The sequence below is a fragment of the Cedecea neteri genome, from assembly GCF_000758305.1.
Lineage (GTDB): Bacteria > Pseudomonadota > Gammaproteobacteria > Enterobacterales > Enterobacteriaceae > Cedecea > Cedecea neteri_C.
On sequence record NZ_CP009458.1, the window covers coordinates 3,417,230 to 3,435,269 of the forward strand.

At 56.1% G+C, this 18,040-nt stretch carries 17 protein-coding genes; 9 read left to right on the forward strand and 8 right to left on the reverse strand.

The window, feature by feature from the left end:
* Nucleotides 1–12 precede the first annotated feature (12 nt).
* Together mgtS and ftrA are read right to left on the reverse strand one after the other, a co-directional pair.
* Entirely contained in the window at nucleotides 13–108 is a 96-nt protein-coding gene (mgtS, locus tag LH23_RS24040; protein WP_008459108.1) for a protein MgtS, read from the reverse strand.
* Between the two features lie 121 nt (nucleotides 109–229).
* Nucleotides 230–1,234 carry a transcriptional regulator FtrA gene (gene ftrA, locus LH23_RS16045; RefSeq protein ID WP_052050273.1) on the reverse strand — a complete coding sequence of 335 codons (1,005 nt, stop codon included), beginning with the start codon at nucleotides 1,232–1,234 and terminating at the stop codon, nucleotides 230–232.
* A gap of 65 nt (nucleotides 1,235–1,299) precedes the next feature.
* Between ftrA and LH23_RS16050 the strand changes: the two genes are divergently transcribed.
* Nucleotides 1,300–1,689, forward strand: coding sequence for a rhodanese-like domain-containing protein (locus LH23_RS16050; RefSeq protein WP_039293167.1), 390 nt, complete (start codon nucleotides 1,300–1,302; stop codon nucleotides 1,687–1,689).
* Here the strand turns inward: LH23_RS16050 and LH23_RS16055 are convergent.
* A complete protein-coding gene (locus tag LH23_RS16055) occupies nucleotides 1,686–2,429 on the reverse strand; it encodes a sulfite exporter TauE/SafE family protein (protein ID WP_039293170.1) in 744 nt (247 codons plus the stop codon). The genes LH23_RS16050 and LH23_RS16055 overlap by 4 nt on opposite strands.
* Complete coding sequence (locus LH23_RS16060) at nucleotides 2,422–2,781, reverse strand: antibiotic biosynthesis monooxygenase family protein (protein WP_039293173.1); 360 nt, start codon at nucleotides 2,779–2,781, stop codon at nucleotides 2,422–2,424. The genes LH23_RS16055 and LH23_RS16060 overlap by 8 nt, the downstream gene beginning before the upstream one ends.
* Nucleotides 2,782–2,856: 75 nt before the next feature.
* On the opposite strand from LH23_RS16060, the gene LH23_RS16065 reads away from it, so the two are divergent.
* The gene (locus LH23_RS16065; RefSeq protein WP_039293176.1) at nucleotides 2,857–3,537 is read left to right on the forward strand and encodes an ArsR/SmtB family transcription factor; all 681 of its coding nucleotides are present in this window, start codon (nucleotides 2,857–2,859) and stop codon (nucleotides 3,535–3,537) included.
* A 102-nt stretch (nucleotides 3,538–3,639) separates the two neighbouring features.
* On the opposite strand, the gene nifJ is transcribed toward LH23_RS16065, so the two are convergent.
* A complete protein-coding gene (gene nifJ, locus LH23_RS16070) occupies nucleotides 3,640–7,167 on the reverse strand; it encodes a pyruvate:ferredoxin (flavodoxin) oxidoreductase (protein WP_039293178.1) in 3,528 nt (1,175 codons plus the stop codon).
* A gap of 212 nt (nucleotides 7,168–7,379) precedes the next feature.
* Between nifJ and LH23_RS16075 the strand changes: the two genes are divergently transcribed.
* Together LH23_RS16075 and LH23_RS16080 are read left to right on the forward strand one after the other, a co-directional pair.
* Nucleotides 7,380–7,721 carry a cupin domain-containing protein gene (locus tag LH23_RS16075; RefSeq protein ID WP_231560139.1) on the forward strand — a complete coding sequence of 114 codons (342 nt, stop codon included), beginning with the start codon at nucleotides 7,380–7,382 and terminating at the stop codon, nucleotides 7,719–7,721.
* Nucleotides 7,722–7,873: 152 nt separating this feature from the next.
* Nucleotides 7,874–8,140 carry a DUF333 domain-containing protein gene (locus LH23_RS16080; protein ID WP_008461385.1) on the forward strand — a complete coding sequence of 89 codons (267 nt, stop codon included), beginning with the start codon at nucleotides 7,874–7,876 and terminating at the stop codon, nucleotides 8,138–8,140.
* On the opposite strand, the gene hslJ is transcribed toward LH23_RS16080, so the two are convergent.
* The gene (hslJ, locus tag LH23_RS16085; protein ID WP_039293180.1) at nucleotides 8,141–8,572 is read right to left on the reverse strand and encodes a heat shock protein HslJ; all 432 of its coding nucleotides are present in this window, start codon (nucleotides 8,570–8,572) and stop codon (nucleotides 8,141–8,143) included.
* Nucleotides 8,573–8,693: 121 nt separating this feature from the next.
* A complete protein-coding gene (locus tag LH23_RS16090; RefSeq protein ID WP_039293181.1) occupies nucleotides 8,694–9,683 on the reverse strand; it encodes a 2-hydroxyacid dehydrogenase in 990 nt (329 codons plus the stop codon).
* A 212-nt stretch (nucleotides 9,684–9,895) separates the two neighbouring features.
* Here LH23_RS16090 and LH23_RS16095 point away from each other — a divergent pair, with 212 nt between their 5' ends.
* From LH23_RS16095 to LH23_RS16105, 3 genes are read left to right on the forward strand one after another with little or no spacing between them, the layout of a single operon-like run.
* Nucleotides 9,896–12,541 carry a YdbH family protein gene (locus LH23_RS16095; protein WP_039293184.1) on the forward strand — a complete coding sequence of 882 codons (2,646 nt, stop codon included), beginning with the start codon at nucleotides 9,896–9,898 and terminating at the stop codon, nucleotides 12,539–12,541.
* Nucleotides 12,538–12,729 carry a YnbE family lipoprotein gene (locus tag LH23_RS16100; protein ID WP_039293186.1) on the forward strand — a complete coding sequence of 64 codons (192 nt, stop codon included), beginning with the start codon at nucleotides 12,538–12,540 and terminating at the stop codon, nucleotides 12,727–12,729. The genes LH23_RS16095 and LH23_RS16100 overlap by 4 nt, the downstream gene beginning before the upstream one ends.
* Nucleotides 12,730–12,743: 14 nt before the next feature.
* On the forward strand, nucleotides 12,744–13,067 hold the full coding sequence (locus LH23_RS16105; protein WP_039293189.1) for a YdbL family protein: 324 nt from the start codon (nucleotides 12,744–12,746) through the stop codon (nucleotides 13,065–13,067).
* 112 nt (nucleotides 13,068–13,179) lie between these two features.
* Here LH23_RS16105 and feaR read toward each other — a convergent pair whose 3' ends face one another.
* Complete coding sequence (gene feaR, locus LH23_RS16110) at nucleotides 13,180–14,094, reverse strand: transcriptional regulator FeaR (RefSeq protein WP_039293191.1); 915 nt, start codon at nucleotides 14,092–14,094, stop codon at nucleotides 13,180–13,182.
* Nucleotides 14,095–14,284: 190 nt separating this feature from the next.
* On the opposite strand from feaR, the gene LH23_RS16115 reads away from it, so the two are divergent.
* The gene (locus LH23_RS16115) at nucleotides 14,285–15,787 is read left to right on the forward strand and encodes an aldehyde dehydrogenase family protein (protein ID WP_039293193.1); all 1,503 of its coding nucleotides are present in this window, start codon (nucleotides 14,285–14,287) and stop codon (nucleotides 15,785–15,787) included.
* Between the two features lie 844 nt (nucleotides 15,788–16,631).
* The gene (locus LH23_RS16120; RefSeq protein ID WP_039293194.1) at nucleotides 16,632–17,975 is read left to right on the forward strand and encodes a TolC family outer membrane protein; all 1,344 of its coding nucleotides are present in this window, start codon (nucleotides 16,632–16,634) and stop codon (nucleotides 17,973–17,975) included.
* Nucleotides 17,976–18,040 lie beyond the last annotated feature (65 nt).

An 18,040-nucleotide genomic window follows, 5' to 3' on the forward strand; every position in this document is an offset into this window, starting at 1 on the left:
GGTCACCGTTCATTAGTCATCCCATTTGTGGCTAAACCAGGCGGCAAGAAAACCGGAAAATAAGATGAATCCCAGTACTGCCATAAATACGTTCATGTTCCCTAACATAGTTAATCCTCCAGGTTACTGCATTTCTATAGAAATACCTCGCGTGATAAAAAAGGGTTTACTCAGATGAGTGGAGCTATCATACCGTACACAACTTAAACAATCCCTAACCGCTGGTAAATTATTCGTTTTGTGAAGTAAATGAGTTTCTGTATGTGGCGGGTGACGTCCGAAGATGTTTCCGGAAGTGATGGCGCAGCGTCGCCGCCGAGCCAAATCCCGTCTGTTCGGCAATATGTTCTATCGGCAGCGTGCTGTTTTCCAGCAGCTCCCGGCAGCGTTTAAGGCGGGTTTGCAGCAGCCAGGCGGCGGGCGTGATCCCCGTGGCGGCTTCGAAGCGGCGTAAAAAAGTTCTCGGGCTCATGCCGACAAAGGCCGCCAGGCTTGCCACTGAATGTCGCTCGCGTAAATGGCGCTGCAGGTGATCAAACAGCGGCGCAAACCGTTCGCCTTCGTACTCGACCGGAACGGCCTGTTCGATAAACTGCGCCTGGCCACCCTCGCGATGAGGCTGCACGACTAAGCGACGGGCAACGCTGTTGGCCGCTGCGGCACCAAAATCCCGCCGCACCAGATGCAGGCCAAGGTCAATCCCCGCCGCGCTGCCCGCCGAGGTCAAAACATCCCCGTTATCCAGATAAAGTACGTCAGGTATCACTTCGATCTTCGGATAACGAGCCTGCAGCGCTTCGGTATAACGCCAGTGGGTGGTTGCCCGCTTGCCATCAAGCAGGCCAGTCGCCGCCAGCACAAACACGCCGGAGCAAATGGACATCAGGCGGGCGCCGCGCGTATGTGCCGCCCGCAACGCTGCAATAAGTGATGCCGGTACGGGCTCATTGATGCCGCGCCAGCCGGGAATAACAATCAAACTGGCTTCAGCCAGTAAATCCAGCCCGCCATCAACCGCCAGACGAATATCGCCCATCGCCCGCAGCTCGCCGGGTTCAATGCCGGCGACGACAAAGTGATACCAGTTCTCGCCGAGCTCGGGGCGCGGCAGGCCGAAAATTTCTACGGCCACGCCGAATTCGAACGTACAAAGGCCGTCGTAAGCCATCACGACGACAAGGGGGTTTTTAGGCAGGGCGGCTAATTTTGTCATGATATTTACGCTAATCGTCATTCGTGCCAGCTGTCAAGCATCCGTCGTGGCGTCAGAATCACAGCTCACACCAAAAGGAGACAACCATGAGCTACGTGACTGATTACCCTGCGGCAACCCCAGAAACCGTCGCCGCGCATTACCTGCGTAAACTGTCGTTTGAAACCGACTGTGCCGACGTCAACGCGGCGATCCAGAGTGGTGACCTTGATTTTGTGCTGCTGCATGTGGTGGGTTCAAATGAAACATTTGCCCGCCGACATCTGCCGGGGGCTATTCATTTGCCGCACAGATTCATCACAGAATCCCGCATGACTGAATGGCCAGACGACACGCTGTTTGTGGTGTACTGCGCCGGGCCGCACTGCAACGGTGCTGACCGCGCGGCATTGAAACTTGCGCAGCTCGGCAAGTTAGTGAAGGTTATGCCTGGCGGCATAACCGGCTGGGAAGATGAAGGTCTGCCTTTCGCCTAAAACAGCGCGCGGAGCACCATATCACCGCCAAGCAGAACGAGGCAGATCAGGAAGCCGCGCTTAAAGGCTAATGGGCTGATGCGTTTGCGGATACGCTGGCCCGCAAACAGGCCGATAAGCGCGGCGAAAACCGCCATAACCGACGTGCTAATGGCAATTTCCTGCAGCGCACCGTGCCACCAGAGCCCGGCGGCCAGTGCAAGGGTTGAAAAGGTAAAGGACAGCCCGAGCGCCTGCACCAGCTCATCGCGCTCAAGCCCCAGCGACTGAATATAGGGCACGGCAGGGATCACAAACACCCCCGTTCCGCCGGTCAATAAACCGGTGAGGAGGCCGATCAGCGGCGAAAGCCAGCGCTCGTGGCGGGCGGGAATATGCAGTGGTCTGGCAAACAACGTCCATAACGCATAAACGATCAGGGCAATACCCAGCGCCACGGTGGTTGCCTGACTGCTGCCCGAGGCCAACAAACTGCTGCTGGCGACGGTGCCCAACACAATGGTCAGCATCATCGGCCACAGGCGTTGGAGCAATGCCGCCAGGTTACCGCCTTCATAAAGCTGGAAAATATTGGTCAGAAAAGAGGGCAGAAGCAGCATGCCGGCCGCCGCCACCGGGGAAATCAGCGCGCCTAAAATTCCCATAGCTACGGTGGGTAGCCCCATTCCCGTGACGCCCTTGACGGTACCTGCGAGAACAAATGTGGCGGCAATCGCCAGGCTTAGTGTGATATCAGTCATGGGCGTTTTCCTTGTGCGCATCGCGGCTGTCCTGCGGAGCCTGTTCGCGCTCAAACATGCCGTAATCCCGGATCACGCCCGCCACCCTGAGCCGGTAATCGCTAAAGACTGAGTGGCGGCCCTGGTGCTGAACGCTGCGGTGTAATTCCTGATTGCGCCAGTGCAGCACGGCGGCCTCATCGCGCCAGAACGAAAGCGAGAGGATTTTTCCCGGTTCACTAAGGCTTTGAAAACGTTCAATGGAAATAAACCCGTCAATATCGGCAAGCAGAGGTTTTAGCTCTGCCGCCAGTTCAAGATAGCGGCTATAGTGTCCTTCTGCAGGCAGGACTTCAAAGATTACGGCGATCATCAGGTTGCTCCTTATTGTTATCTCCTGCTAACCCTAATCCATCGTCACACAGGACGCTTCGCTGAGCATCGAAATATGGAAACAGACTTTCTCGAAACCCGACTTGCCGCCGTTGCCACCGCCATTGCGGACAAAACCCGGGCCAGCATACTGTGCGCGTTAATGGATGGCCGGGCCTGGACGGCAACCGAGCTGAGCATTATGGCGAATGTGGCGCCGTCCACAGCCAGTAGCCATCTGGCAAAGCTAATGGAGCAATCGCTGATTGCCTGCGTGCAGCAAGGGCGACACCGCTACTACCGGTTGTACAGCAGCCAAATCGCCGGGGCGCTGGAAGGGTTAATGGGATTAGTGGGGCGTGATGACGCGGTTATGCGCACTAAAACACCCGGCAATCTTCGCTACGCCAGAACCTGCTACGACCATATGGCAGGGGAAATTGCGGTGGCGCTGCATGACGCATTATTTCGCCTTAACTGGCTGGAAGGGGAAGAGTATTCCGTTACCTCCTTAGGCAAAGAGCAACTGCAGCTCCTGGGGGTAAACATAGAAGAAAGTGCATCTCGTCGCCGCTATGCCTGCGGCTGCCTTGACTGGAGCGAACGACGCGAACATCTGGGCGGGCAATTAGGGAAAGCGTTACTGCACACCTGCGAGCAAAAAGGGTGGATGCGGCGGGATTTAGTCAGCCGAGAGTTGCATGTGTCCGAGAGCGGTAAGCGCAAATTAGCAGGGATGTTTGGGGTGGTGTTCTGACAGCGAAACCTGGCACTAGTGCTTTTATTCAAGGCAGCACATTTTCTGGTTTTGACCCTCTCCCTTTTCAGAGAGAGGGCCGGGTGAGGGTGATCCTCCCGGTTACTCGCTAACCTTTTCCGCTTTACCCGCTAGCTGTGCCAGGAAGTCATACCGCTTCTGCAAATCTGCGGCGGCATCTTTCCACAGCTGCTCGGCAACTTCCGGCTGCTGGGCGTTCAGGCGGCGGAAACGCTGCTCCTTCATTAGCGTATCGGCCAGCGCATCGGACGGTGGACGGGAATCCAGCGCCAGCGGCACTTTGCCTTCGTCCGCACGGCTCGGATCGAAGCGATAAAGTGGCCAGAAGCCGGTGGCGGTCAACTGGCGCATCTGATCGTGGCTCAGCGCCAGATCGTAGCCGTGCTCTTCGCAAGGGCTGTAGGCGATAATCAGTGACGGGCCAGGATAAGCTTCCGCTTCCTGAATGGCTTTCATCGTCTGGTTAAGCTGTGCCCCCAGCGAAATCTGCGCGACGTAAACATGGCCGTACATCATCATGCTGACGCCCAGGTCTTTACGCGCTTTGCGCTTGCCGTGCTCGCCGAACTTGGTGACGGCGCCCAGCGGCGTGGCTTTAGACGCCTGGCCGCCGGTGTTGGAGTAACACTGCGTATCCAGCACCAGAATGTTGACGTTTTCTGTCAGGCTCAGCACGTGGTCGAGGCCACCGAAACCGATGTCATAGGCCCAGCCGTCACCGCCAATCAGCCAGATGGATTTCTCCACCAGCGCGTCGGCATCGGTCACCAGTTGACGGGCATCAGCATCGTCAATGTCCGCCAGATGTTTACGCAGCTCGGCAACCTGTTCACGGCGAACTTCCGGCGTCGCTTCCGCGTGAAGCTGCTCATTAAGCTCGGCTGGAAGTTTATCGGCAAACTGGCCCAGCAAACGCATGACGCGGGCGCGGTGCTGATCCACCGTCAGGCGGAAGCCCAGACCAAATTCGGCGTTATCCTCAAACAGCGAGTTGGCCCAGGCTGGCCCACGGCCGTTAGCGTCGGTGGTGTACGGCGTGGACGGCAGGTTACCGCCGTAAATAGACGAACAGCCGGTGGCGTTAGCGATCAGCATCCGGTCGCCGAACAGCTGGGTCAGAATTTTAATGTACGGCGTTTCGCCGCAGCCGGAGCAGGCCCCGGAGTACTCAAACAGCGGCGTTAGCAATTGCGAAGTACGAATGTCGATACGTTCCAGGCTGGTACGGTCGATTTCCGGCAGCGCGAGGAAGAAGTCATAGTTCTCTTTCTCTTCTTCAACGTGTTCAAGGCGAGACAGCATATTAATCGCCTTGATTTCCGGGTTCTGGCGATCTTTGGCCGGGCAGACTTCTACGCAAAGGTTGCAGCCGGTGCAATCTTCCGGGGCTACCTGCAGCACGTATTTTTGGCCGCGCATATCCCGGGACTTCACGTCCAGCGACTGCAGGGCTTCCGGGGCGCCTTCCATTGCCTCAGGCTGAACCACTTTGGCACGAATAGCCGAATGCGGGCAGGCTGCGACGCAGTGGTTGCACTGGGTGCAAATGTCCGGCTTCCAGATAGGAATTTCTTCGGCGATGTTGCGTTTTTCCCAGCGGGTGGTGCCCATCGGCCAGGTTCCGTCCGGCGGCAGAGCGGAAACCGGCAGGGCATCGCCGAGGCCAGCGAGCATCGCGGCGGTGACGGTTTTCACAAAATCAGGTGCGGCGTCGGAGACGACCGGCGGACGCATCGCGCTTGCCGGGTTAACGTCCTGCAGAGGGACCTCGGCGAGGGAGTCACGAGCCAGCGCCAGCGCCTGCCAGTTGCGCTCGACGATTTCCGTCCCTTTGCTGCTGTAGCTTTTGGCAATCGCGCCCTGCAGTTCTGCCAGTGCGGTGTCGCCAGGCAGGATCTGCGTCAGGTGGAAGAACGCCATTTGCATCACGGTGTTGATGCGGGCGCCAAGATGACACTCGCGGGCGATCTTCGCCGCATTAATGACATACAGGCGAGCCTGTTTCTGGTTAAGTACCGCCTGAACTTCCTGCGGCAGGCGGCTCCACACCTCGTCGGCGGCATACGGAGTGTTCAGCAGGAAAATACCGCCGGGCTTCAGGCGCTCGGCCATCTGGTACTTGTCGATAAACTGCAGCTGGTGGCAGCCAACAAAATCGGCTTTCTCAATCAGGTAGGTGGAGTTGATCGGCTGCTCGCTCACGCGCAGGTGAGAAACCGTCAGCCCCCCGGCCTTTTTGGAGTCATAAACGAAATAACCCTGAGTAAACCACGGCGTGGAGTTACCGATAATTTTGATATTGTTTTTGGTCGCCGAGACGCTGCCGTCGCTGCCCAGGCCATAAAACAGCGCTTCGAGTTTGGCGCGGTTCGGCAGGGTGTTTTCCGGCAGCGGCAGCGACAGGTTGGTCACATCGTCGTAAATGCCCACGGTAAAGCGCGGGCGCGGTTTGGCTTCGCGTAGCTCGTTGAATATAGCCAGGACGCATTCCGGGCCGAATTCTTTGGATGACAGCCCGTAGCGGCCTCCAATCACGCGAGGCAGCGTTTCGCGGTCGCCTCGGCTCACTGCTTCGGCAAGCGCGGTCATTACATCGAGATACAGTGGCTCAGCAAGGGCGCCTGGCTCTTTGGTGCGATCAAGCACCGCCACCTGGCGCGCGGTTTGCGGCAGAACTTCCAACAAGTGCTCGGCGGAGAAGGGGCGGTACAGACGGACTTTCAGCACGCCAACTTTCTCGCCACGGGTCAGCAATTCATCGACAACTTCTTCGCAGGTGCCGACGGCAGAGCCCATCACGATAATCACGCGTTCCGCTTCCGGGTGGCCGTAATACTCAAACGGGCGATAGCTTCGGCCGGTGGTGGTGGCAAAGTCGTTCATCGCCTGTTCAACGTGAGCGTAAACCGCGTTGTACCACGGGTTGGTCGCTTCACGGGACTGGAAGTAAGTATCCGGGTTGGCCGAAGTCCCTCGAATCACCGGATGCTCCGGGTTCAGGGCGCGGGCTCGATGCTCATCGATCTCTTTTTGCGGCAGCAGGCTGCGAAGGGTATCGTCCGCCAGCGGCACAATTTTGTTGATTTCGTGCGAGGTGCGGAAGCCGTCGAAGAAGTGAATAAACGGCACGCGGCTTTTCAGGGTCGCAATATGGGAAATCAGCGCGAAGTCCTGTGCTTCCTGGACGCTGCTCGCGCACAGCATGGCGCACCCTGTCTGGCGCACGGCCATCACGTCTGAGTGATCGCCAAAAATGGAAAGCGCGTGGGTGGCCACGGTGCGCGCGGCAACGTGGAGAACAAATGGCGTCAACTGGCCCGCAAGCTTGTACAACGTTGGGATCATCAGCAGCAAGCCCTGCGATGATGTGAACGACGTGGAAAGCGCGCCGGTTTGCAGTGCGCCGTGCACTGCGCCAATGGCTCCGGCTTCAGACTGCATCTCGACTACACGAGGGACATCTCCCCACACGTTCTTCCTGCCATCGCCGGACCAGGCATCGGCCTGTTCCGCCATTGTCGAGCTGGGAGTAATGGGATAGATGGCAATTACTTCGCTGGCACGAAACGCCACGGAGGCGACTGCGCCGTTGCCGTCGATAGTGATCATAAGACACCCTTACATTGCGCAAAATAAAGGGACTCGCCTGCCTGCCTTGAGTCCCGTAATAACCCCCAATTATAGTACGTCCATCTATCTGCTTGAAGTTGCTGAGCCTCCGAGTGCACAAATTGATCCAGGCCTGACGTGAAGGGTGAGTGAAATGTGTTACCTGAATATCTTATGGTGATTAAGAATTTGTAACCCAGACGAGATGCGGTATGGATATCGTTTTCTCAGAAGAAGGCGAACAAATGTCTACAGGATCGTTACCAACGCTTGCGGGAACGTTATCGGATATCTGGCGTTCGCGCCTGCTTGGGCAAGTCGGGCGGGCCAACATCAAGCTGATCAAAATGGGGGGAGAGGGAATACCGAATGAATCCCATGCCGGGTTTGCGGAGTTACTGGTGGTGATTGAAGGGCAGATGACGCTCGTGGTGAATGAGAAAACCTTCACCCTCGACGCCGGCGATTATTATCTTGTCCCTAAAGAGGCGGTACATCGCGTACTGCCTGGCAGCCACGGCACGCTGTTACTTATCGATGAAGAGCAGAGCTGAGCGCGAACCGATCGGAAAACTCCGATGTTTTGCTTTGAAAGGTGATGTAACCCACAAAAACCAACACATTTTATTGCGTTATGCTCTCGACGCAGCGGGAGCCATGCGCCATTATGCAAAGGTTTTGCATATTCAGACGGGAGAGAGAAGCCATGCGCGCTGCGTTTTTAGCCGGTTGTGCCGCACTGTTATTATCAGCTTGCAGTAATGAACCCCCTCAACAGGCCACTGCGGCCCACGTCCCTCCAGGCCTCAGGGCGGCGATGTCCAGCCAGGGCGAAGCGAACTGTGCGATGATTGGCGGCACGATGAGCGTTGCGCGTCAACTGGACGGCAGCGCGATTGGCATGTGTGCTATGCCGAACGGCAAGCGCTGTAACGAAAACTCGCTTGCCGCTGGCACCTGTGGCAGCTACTGATTAATTAACGAGATCGGCCAGTTTGTACGTCAGCGTATGCTGGCCGCTCTTCAGCACCAACTGCTGGTTAGCCAGAGAAACATTGGCCCCGCTGGTCAGCATGTCATTAATGCGGTGATCCAGGTCGTTCAACTGCGGCTCAACGCAAAGCATCATCGTCATGCCCAGACCTTTCACCTTCAGCGTATTGTTCTCGAGTGTCGCCTGGCCCATAAAGCGGTTACACATCGCGCCAGAAATATGCATGTTCTCACCGAAGCTCAGCTCAGGCGCGCGCTTGCTGTTTTTCACGTCCAGAGGCTTACCGTCTACGCTCTCCAGCACAAAACGGTGGTGCTGCAAATCTTGTGCAGTCACGCTGCCTTTATCTGCCGGTTGGGCACAGCCCGCCAGTACAACGCTTGCCAGCATCAGTGAAGCAAACTTTTTCATCTCTTCTCCCTAAGGTTTATGTGTCATCAATGAAAGCGCGCCACTTTCGCAGGATGTGGCGCATGAATCAGTAAGGATATTCTTAAAATCAGCCCGCCTCCTGCGAGAGACGGGCGAAAAATCAATTCAATTGGTTAGGGCAAGGCTCGCCTTTTTCCAGTTGACGCAGATTCTCAAGCGTCGTCTCGGAAATACTGATCAGCGCCTCCGCCGTCAGAAATGCCTGGTGACCGGTAAACAGCACGTTGTGACAGGCGGAAAGACGGCGGAACACGTCGTCCTGAATCACGTCGTTGGACTTATCCTCAAAGAACAGATCGCGTTCGTTCTCGTACACGTCCATGCCGAGCGCGCCGATTTTCTGGTGTTTCAGAGCGTCAATCGCGGCCTGAGAATCAATCAGCCCACCACGGCTGGTGTTGATGACCATCACGCCATCTTTCATTTGATCAAAAGCGGCCTGGTTTAGCAGGTGATAGTTTTCCGGCGTCAGTGGGCAATGCAGGGAAATAATGTCGGACTGCGCAAACAGCGTTTCGAGGTCGACATATTCCACGCCTAAATCCAGCGCCGCTGCGCTAGGATACGGATCAAATGCCAGCAGGCGCAGGCCAAATCCTTTCAGGATACGCAGCGCGGCAACGCCGATTTTCCCGGTGCCGATCACGCCTGCTGTTTTGCCGTGCATGGTAAAACCGGTTAAGCCTTCGAGCGAGAAGTTGGCGTCACGAGTGCGCTGGTAGGCGCGATGAATGCGACGGTTAAGGCACATCATCATCCCGATAGCGTGCTCGGCCACGGCTTCCGGCGAGTAGGCGGGAACGCGAACTACCGGCATACCAAGCTCTTTCGCCGCGTCTAAATCGACGTTGTTAAAGCCAGCACAGCGTAGCGCGATAAACTTAACGCCGTGTTTTTTTAGCTCTTCCAGCACCGGGCGACTACCATCATCATTAACGAAGATACACACGCCGTCGCAGCCGTTGGCGGTTTTGGCCGTTTTTTCGCTCAGCAGGAAGTCAAAAAATTCAAGATCAAAGCCATATTCCTGGTTAACCTGCTCCAGATACTTTTTGTCGTACTGTTTTGTGCTATAAACCGCAAGTTTCATAAGACTTATCTCCAGAAGGGGTTGGTTCCAAAACTATCATGCTTAAAATAATCATACAATTTATAAACTGAAATTTTAACGGCAGGTGACTATTTCACTTTCCGGGCAGACTATGCTTACTATTGCCGCCGCCTTCACGCCCGGCCTGAATCGTGCCAGAATAATGACATATTTCGGCTTAAATTGTCGCTGAATCAGGATATTAACCACCCATGAAGGGTAAATATAAAGCCGCGCTTGCGCTGATACTTGCATTGATTCTGCTGCCGCTGTCGCTGTTGCTCACGGTGGCGTACTGGCTACCGACGCTCGCCGGGATCTGGCTGCCGCAGGGCACCCGTATTGCGTTGGAGGCTAGTCCGCGTCTGCACAACGGCGCGATTATTATCCCCGATCTTCGTTATCTCGCCGGGGAGTGTGAGCTTGCCAGCCTCAAAGATGCAAGCCTCAGCCATCCGAGCCGCTGGCGGCTTCACCTCGCGGAGCTGAATCTCAATCCAGACTGCATCAGCAAGATCCCCGCCGATGATGTGGCTCCCGCCGCGCCACGCACCCTTGAAGAATGGCAGAAAATGCTGCCGAACACCTGGCTGACTATCGACCAGCTTAACGTCACGCCCTGGCTGCAGTACGCTGGCGCGCTGCATCTTTCTCTGACGCCGCAGCAACAGCAGCTCGATTACCAGGGAAAACTGCTCACGCTTTCCGCCACGCTTAAAGGGCAAAACCTGAAAATTAGCGACCTGAAAGTCGGGGCATTCGAAGGGCTTCCGCCGCTTGAGCTGGTGGGCGACTTAACGCTCCCGCTGGTGCCGGATGGCCTGCCGACGGACGGGCAGGTGGCCACGCAGGTGCAAATTCCGCAGGAACCGGACAGGCTGCAGGTGGCCCTGAACTGGCATACCAACGCCGGCAACCTGACGGTGAAAAAATTATCAGGCGACGAGGCACCGCTGCTGAGCATTCCGTGGCGCCTGAGCGAAAATACCCTGGAGATTAACGCCGGGCAGTGGCGCTGGCCTTATGAAGGTTTCCCGCTGGGCGGCGGGGTGTCTCTGAAGGTGGATAACTGGCAGAACGGGCTGGATAACGCCATCTTCACCGGGCGGCTGAATGTGCTGACTCAGGGCGACGCCGGCAAAGGCAACGCCGTGCTTAACATCGGCCCCGGCAAACTCAGCCTGACCGACAGCGCCTTGCCGCTGCAGCTCACTGGAGAGGCGAAGCAGGACCAGCTGATTTTCTATGCCGCGCTGCCCGGTGAACTGACAGGCGCACTGGCTGACCCGACGCTGTTGTTCCATCCGGGGGCCTTGCTGCGCTCCCGTGGCCGCCTGATTGAAACGCTGAATATTGACGATGTGCGCTGGCCGCTGGCGGGCGTGCGAGTCTCCAGTAAAGGCATCGACGGCAGGCTGCAGGCTATCTTACGCGCCCACGACAATGAAATGGGGGCCGTGGAACTGCACCTGGACGGCAAGGCCAATGATTTCCTGCCGGACGCCGGGCTGTGGCAATGGCGCTACTGGGGTAAAGGTAGCTTTACGCCGATGCAGGCAAAATGGGACGTTCGCGGCGTGGGCGAATGGCGTGACAGCGCCATTGAACTGAGTTCGCTGTCTACCGGTTTCGACAAGCTTCAGTACGGCTCGATGCTGATGTCGAAACCCCGGCTTAGCCTGGACAACCCGCTGCGCTGGGAGCGAAACGAACAAAAAGAGGTCTTCACCGGCGATTTCTCGCTAGACGCGGGGGCGACGGCCTTTAGCGGCGGCAGCACCTTGCCGCCATCGACGCTTAAATTCAGCGTGGACGGGCAAAACCCGACCTCTTTCCTGTTCAAAGGCAATTTACACGCCGGGAAAATTGGCCCGGTGCGTGTGGTCGGGCGCTGGGATGGGGAGCGCCTGAGAGGCAACGCGTGGTGGCCAAAACAAACGCTCACCGTGTTTCAGCCGCTGCTGCCCGCCGACTTGAAAATGGAACTTAAAGGGGGCGACCTCTACGCCCAGGTGGCCTTCTCCGCGGCGACCGGGCAGGGTTTTGAAGCCGGGGGCCACGGCGTGGTCAAAAGCGGAAGCGTGTGGATGCCGGATAACCAGATTAACGGCGTCGACTTTGTGCTGCCGTTCCGCTTTAGCGATTCGACCTGGCATCTTGGTACCCGTGGGCCAGTCACGCTGCGCATTGCTGAAGTTCGCAACCAGATAGCGGCACAAAATATTACCGCCGATCTGGAAGGCTGGTACCCCTGGAGCGAACAGCAGCCGCTGCTGCTGACCAACGTCAATGCGGATGTGCTGGGCGGCAAGATCTCTATGCAGCAATTGCGCATGCCGCAGAAGGACGCGGCGCTTTTAAGGTTGCAGGGACTGTCTTCCAGCAAGCTCGTCACCGCCATTAACCCTAAACAGTTCAGTATGTCCGGGCGCTTCAACGGCGCGCTGCCGCTGTGGCTCAACCATCCGCAGTGGATCATCAAAGACGGCTGGCTGACCAACCCTGGCCCAATGACCTTCCGCATGGATAAAGACATGGCGGACGCCATCGTCGATAACAACATGGCCGCAGGTGCGGCAATCAACTGGCTGCGCTACATGGAAATCTCGCGATCCTGGACACAAATCGATCTAGACAACCTCGGGGTAGTCAGGATGCGCTCCAGTGTGACCGGCATCAGCCATGTCGAGGGCAAGACCAACACCGTCAATCTCAACTATACCCATCAGGAAAACCTGTTTACCCTGTGGCGCAGTTTGCGCTTTGGCGATAATTTACAAACCTGGCTGGAAGAGAACGCCGCGTTGCCATCGGCTCGCTGCACCCAACCCGGCGAAGCCTGTGAGGAATCCAAATGAATTATTTTACCGCTGTGCTGCTGGCATCAACGGCGTTGATGCTGACCGGCTGCACGCCGCGTATTGAAGTGGCCGCCCCTAAAGAGCCGATCACCATCAATATGAACGTTAAAATTGAACACGAAATCCATATCAAAGTGGATAAAGACGTCGAAAGCCTGCTTAAAAACCGTAGCGATCTGTTCTGAGAAGGGGAACGGCGATGAACTTTATAATTAAAGGTGTGCTGCTGGCCTGCCTGTTCTTCAGTACAGCCGCGATGGCCCTGACCTTAAACGAAGCGCGTGAGCAGGGTCGGGTGGGTGAAACACTCAGCGGCTATGTTGCGCCGATCAAGCAGGATCCGGAAACGCTGGCGCTGGTGAAAAGCATCAATGAAGGTCGCGCGCAGCACTATCAGCAACTGGCGGACACCAACAATGTTTCGCTCAATGAGGTGGCTCGTCTGGCCGGACAGAAATTGGTCGACAGAGCGCCCGCCGGGGAATATGTGCGTGGGCTGAACGGGCAGTGGATGAAGAAATAGCTTTATGTTAGTGCCTCGCTCTCTGCGAGAGGGCGTAAACAAGATTCCCATTGACTATTTTCCCCCTCTTCCTCTGGGAGAGGGCTGGGGTGAGGGTTGTGTTAAATACCTTTCAGGCAGACTGAAAACGCTTGCGATACTCCCCCGGCGACACGCCAAATCTGCTCTTAAATGCCGTTGAAAAATGGCTGTGATCGGCAAATCCCCAGCTGTAGCCAATCCCCGCCAGTTTTTCGCTGTGGTTGGCCGTACGCAGCGCCTGAGCGCAGAGATCCAACCGACGGTTTTTAATGTATTGCGCCACCACCAGACCTTTATCGGCAAACAGGCGATAAAGGCTTCGCACTGACATACCTGACTCGGCGGCGATCCACTCCGGGCGTAGCGTTTCGGACTGAATATGCTCATCTATCAGCGACATGACTTTTTGTAGATGCCGATCGCGCTTTGAGGTCGGCAGGCTGTGCCGGATCAGCGCCGGAGCGAGCAGGCAGGCTATCGCCTCGAGCGTGGCTTCACTTTCCCCACCGGTCAGACCGTCGCTGCCCATACTTTCACGCAGCAAACCGTGGCTGAGGCGCACCATAGGCATTTCAGCCGGGAGCCTTTGCGCGCAGGGGATTTCGCCCATCCGCAGGTGCTGCTCCAGCAGGTGGCGGGGCAGCAACAGTGAAACCTGTTTCGCGCCGAGGGTATAGGTAAAGCAGCTGGGTCGCGAGGCGTCGATAAGCGTAATATCTCCCTGGCCGAGCACGGCCTGATTTTCCCCTTGCTCCATGACGGCTTCCCCCTCCAACTGGAAGACGGTATAAAACCAGGCGTCGTTGCTTTGGGCGACTTCACGGCTTGTCCTCAGCAGACGCGCCTGGTTAATCTCCACCACGCTGAGCTTAATGGCATGGGCCAGGTGTTCACTCAGACTGCCGTGAAATCCTTGCTCCAGTGCGATCCCCGAAAAACGGCCACATGCGCGATTCACCTGATCAAGCCATTTTTCGAATCGCTCGTTGCACTGTTTTTCTGCCATATATCCTCACTTATCGCCGCCGGAAGCCAATAACTATAGGTAAACGTGATTCAAAAAAAGAAACATTATCGACATTTGTGTAGCGTGTCACAGCCAGCAAAGCGATTGTCAGCCGCAGAAAACCCTAACCTCAACATAGCGCCTAGAATGAAGGTGGGCTACACGATAATGACCTTGATAAGGAGATGCTATGACTGAGCCAGAAACGGTAAGCGTGCTGGGCAGTGTGCGCCAGTTTCTTCAGCGTTCGCACGGGCTGTACATTGACGGCCGCTGGCAGACGTCAGACAGCGAAGGACGCCTGCCGGTCTTTAACCCGGCGGACGGGCAGCAAATTTCCAGCAGCGCCGACGCCAGCGCCTCGGATGTGGATCGCGCGGTAACGTCTGCATGGCGTGCCTTCAGCAGCGGCGTATGGGCCAACATGCTGCCCGCCGGGCGGGAGCGGATCCTGCTACGATTTGCCGACCTGCTTGAGCAAAACTCGGAAGAGCTGGCTCAGCTTGAGACGCTGGAGCAGGGCAAATCCATTAATATCTCTCGCGCATTTGAAGTCGGCTGTACGCTGAACTGGATGCGTTACACCGCTGGCCTGACGACTAAAATCAGCGGTCAGACGCTGGATGTGTCTATCCCGATGCCAGAAGGTGCGCGTTATCAGGCGTGGACGCGTAAAGAACCCGTTGGTGTGGTGGCCGGGATCGTGCCGTGGAACTTCCCGCTGCTGATTGGTATGTGGAAAGTGATGCCAGCGCTGGCGGCAGGCTGCTCGATTGTCGTCAAACCATCAGAAACTACGCCGCTAACGCTGCTGCGTATGGCAGAACTGGCGACAGAGGCTGGCGTACCGGATGGCGTATTTAACGTTGTCACCGGCAGCGGCGTGGGCTGTGGCAAAGCCCTGACCGAACACCCTCTGATTGCCAAAGTCAGTTTTACCGGCTCGACGGCGACGGGCAAAGGCATTGCCAAATCAGCTGCGGACAGGTTAACGCGCGTGACGCTGGAGCTGGGGGGTAAAAACCCGGCCATCGTTCTGAAAGACGCCGATCCGGAAATGGTTATTGCAGGCTTGATGGCGGGCAGTTTCCTCAACCAGGGGCAGGTGTGCGCTGCCAGTTCGCGAATCTATATCGAAGCGCCGCTGTTCGACACGCTGGTGAGCGGGTTTGAACAAGCGGTGAAGTCCCTGCAGGTGGGGGCGGGCATGAACCCAGCGGCCCACATCAACCCGCTGGTATCAAAAGTTCAGCAGGAAAAGGTGGCTGGGTATCTGACCCAGGCAGAAGAGCAGCGCGCGGAGCTAATCTCCGGGAGTTCAGGCCCGCAGGGCAGCGGCTATTATATTGCCCCGACGCTGGTGGTTAACCCAGCTGAATCGCTGCGTCTTGTCAGAGAAGAGGTCTTTGGCCCGGTGGTTAACCTGGTACGCGTGGCGGATGCGGAAGAAGCCTTACGACAGGCCAACGACAGCGACTACGGCCTGACGGCAAGCCTGTGGACCAACAACCTGCAGGCGGCAATGCAGTACACCGGGCGGATACAAGCGGGCACGGTCTGGGTGAATAGCCACACGCTGATCGACGCGAATATGCCGTTTGGCGGAATGAAGCAGTCGGGCACAGGGCGTGATTTTGGCCCGGACTGGCTTGATGCTTATACCGAAACCAAAACCGTGTGCGTGCGTTACTAAACGTTGGCACATTTCGGTACTTATCACGTCCCGGAATAAATTGCGGCTGGTAATCTGCACGTCCCCTCCCGCGAGGGAAGATCGTTGTCCGATCTTGACCATTACTCTTGATAAGAAATGTTGCTACTTTCAGACCGGGCTTCCCCCGGTCTTTTTTTTGCATTTTTTTGTCAAGAAGACGTTATTTTAGTCATGAAATGATTTGTTTCGGTGACTACCCTCCTGAGCTAACACCTGTCTGATGCCCTTATTTTGCGCAAAACTTGCGGCAATGTAACATTTATGGAAAAACAACCAAAAATGAGCAGCCCGGATTTAGCGAGGAATTTCGCGAGAATGTAAAATTGATGTAAATCAAGGCTTATGCCATAAGTTGATGAATTATAACTATTAGCTATTTATCGTGATGCCACTATTCATCCGGTCAATCAATCTATTTCCTCAGCACCTTTCCTTTTGAGTAACATGTTATTAACAATAAATGATTGGTGAGGTTAATTTTTCTTTGGTAGGATTTTTCTTACAAACATTTCGGGGAAAGGGTGCTTCCGGTTTGATTCCCAGAATTAAATAAGTCATATTGCGTGACGTCTTTATATAATGAGGCGGCGTAAAATCATGACCTTCATTTATTAAGAAAAAACGAAAGCGACCGACAAATTACTACCTCTTTATAGTGAGAATGCCTTGCACCATAAATAAGAGAGGTTCCGCAGTATCGGCGTTTTAATTTAACCATTACAGCCGTTTAAATACATTAGCTACTCATTCGTGCCTGTTAATTCTTAATGCAGGACGGAACAACATCATCCAGATTATTTTATGGATAAGGATATTGCCGTTTATGCTTCAGTCTTATTCCCTGCGGGTCGCCATGCTTGCCGTTATTTGTTTCGGCTGCGGCATGCGGGTGAATGCCGCGCCAGCGCCCGCCTGGGCTGCAGCACCGGGCATCGCGCAAACGGCAATCCTCACGCTAAGTGAAAGCATTCTTTTCGCGCTTGACCGGGATCCTGCCGTCTCTCAGCAGGCGGCTCAGTTCGGCATTGGCCAGGCGCAGATTGACCAGGCGCGGAGCGCCTGGATGCCGCAGGTTGCCCTCAACGGCAGCACCGGTCATTCACGTACCACCGACTCCAGCGGCTCTCTCAAGAACTCGGCGGCCTATGGACTTAGCCTGACACAGCTAGTGTATGACTTCGGCAAAACCAGCAGCAACATCAGCCAGCAGGAGAGCCAGCGTGAGAGCTATCGCTACCAGCTGATGGCGACGTTGACCGGTGTGGCTGAAAAAACGGCACAGGCCTATGTCGATGTGAAACGTAACCAGGCGCTGGTCACGGCAACGGCAGAAAGCATTGCTGCGCTGCAAAACGTCAACACCATGGCAAAACTGCGGGCGGATGCCGGGCTAAGTTCGAGTTCTGACGTGCTGCAAACCCAGACGCGCATCGCCGGTATGCGCTCAACGTTTGAGCAGTATCAGGCGGCGCTACAAAGCGCGAAAGCAAGACTGGCGGTATTAACCGGCGTCAGCGCCGCGCAATATCAGGCCATGCCGGTACGTCTGGCGCTTGAACAGGAACCGCTGGACAACATTGATTATTCACTGATCCCGAGCGTGCTGGCGGCGGAGGCTATGCGTGAGTCTTCAGGGTATGCGGTAGATAAAGCGAAATCGGGCCACTGGCCAACGTTAAGCCTGAAAGGCGGGCGCACTCGTTACCAATCCAACAACAGCGCGTACTGGGATGACCAGATTCAGCTGAGCGTGGACGCGCCTATCTACCAGGGCGGCGCGGTTTCCGCTCAGGTCGAGCAGGCTCAGGGAGCCAGGCGTATCGCGGCTTCTCAGGTTGAGCAGGCGAAATTCGATGTGCTGCAAAAAGCGTCTGTGGCAATGGCCGACTGGAACGGGGCCAGAGGCCGGGAAACGGCGGGAAAGCTCCAGCTGGAAAATGCCCGACGCGCGCGCGAAGTTTATAAAAATGAGTATAAATTAAGCAAGCGCAGCCTGAACGACTTATTAAGCGTGGAGCAGGATGTGTTCCAGGCAGCAAATGCGCAAATTAATGCGGATTTCGACGGCTGGCTGGCGGCGGTAAATTACGCTGCCGCCGTTGATAATTTATTGCCCCTGACAGGAGTCGAAAAAAATGCCGCCTCGAAATTACCAGATTTGAAATAAACAGCGTTAGAGCAGAGGTTTACCCCCGCTACCTGAAAATAAGTTGATGTGAAATGAGAGCTGGA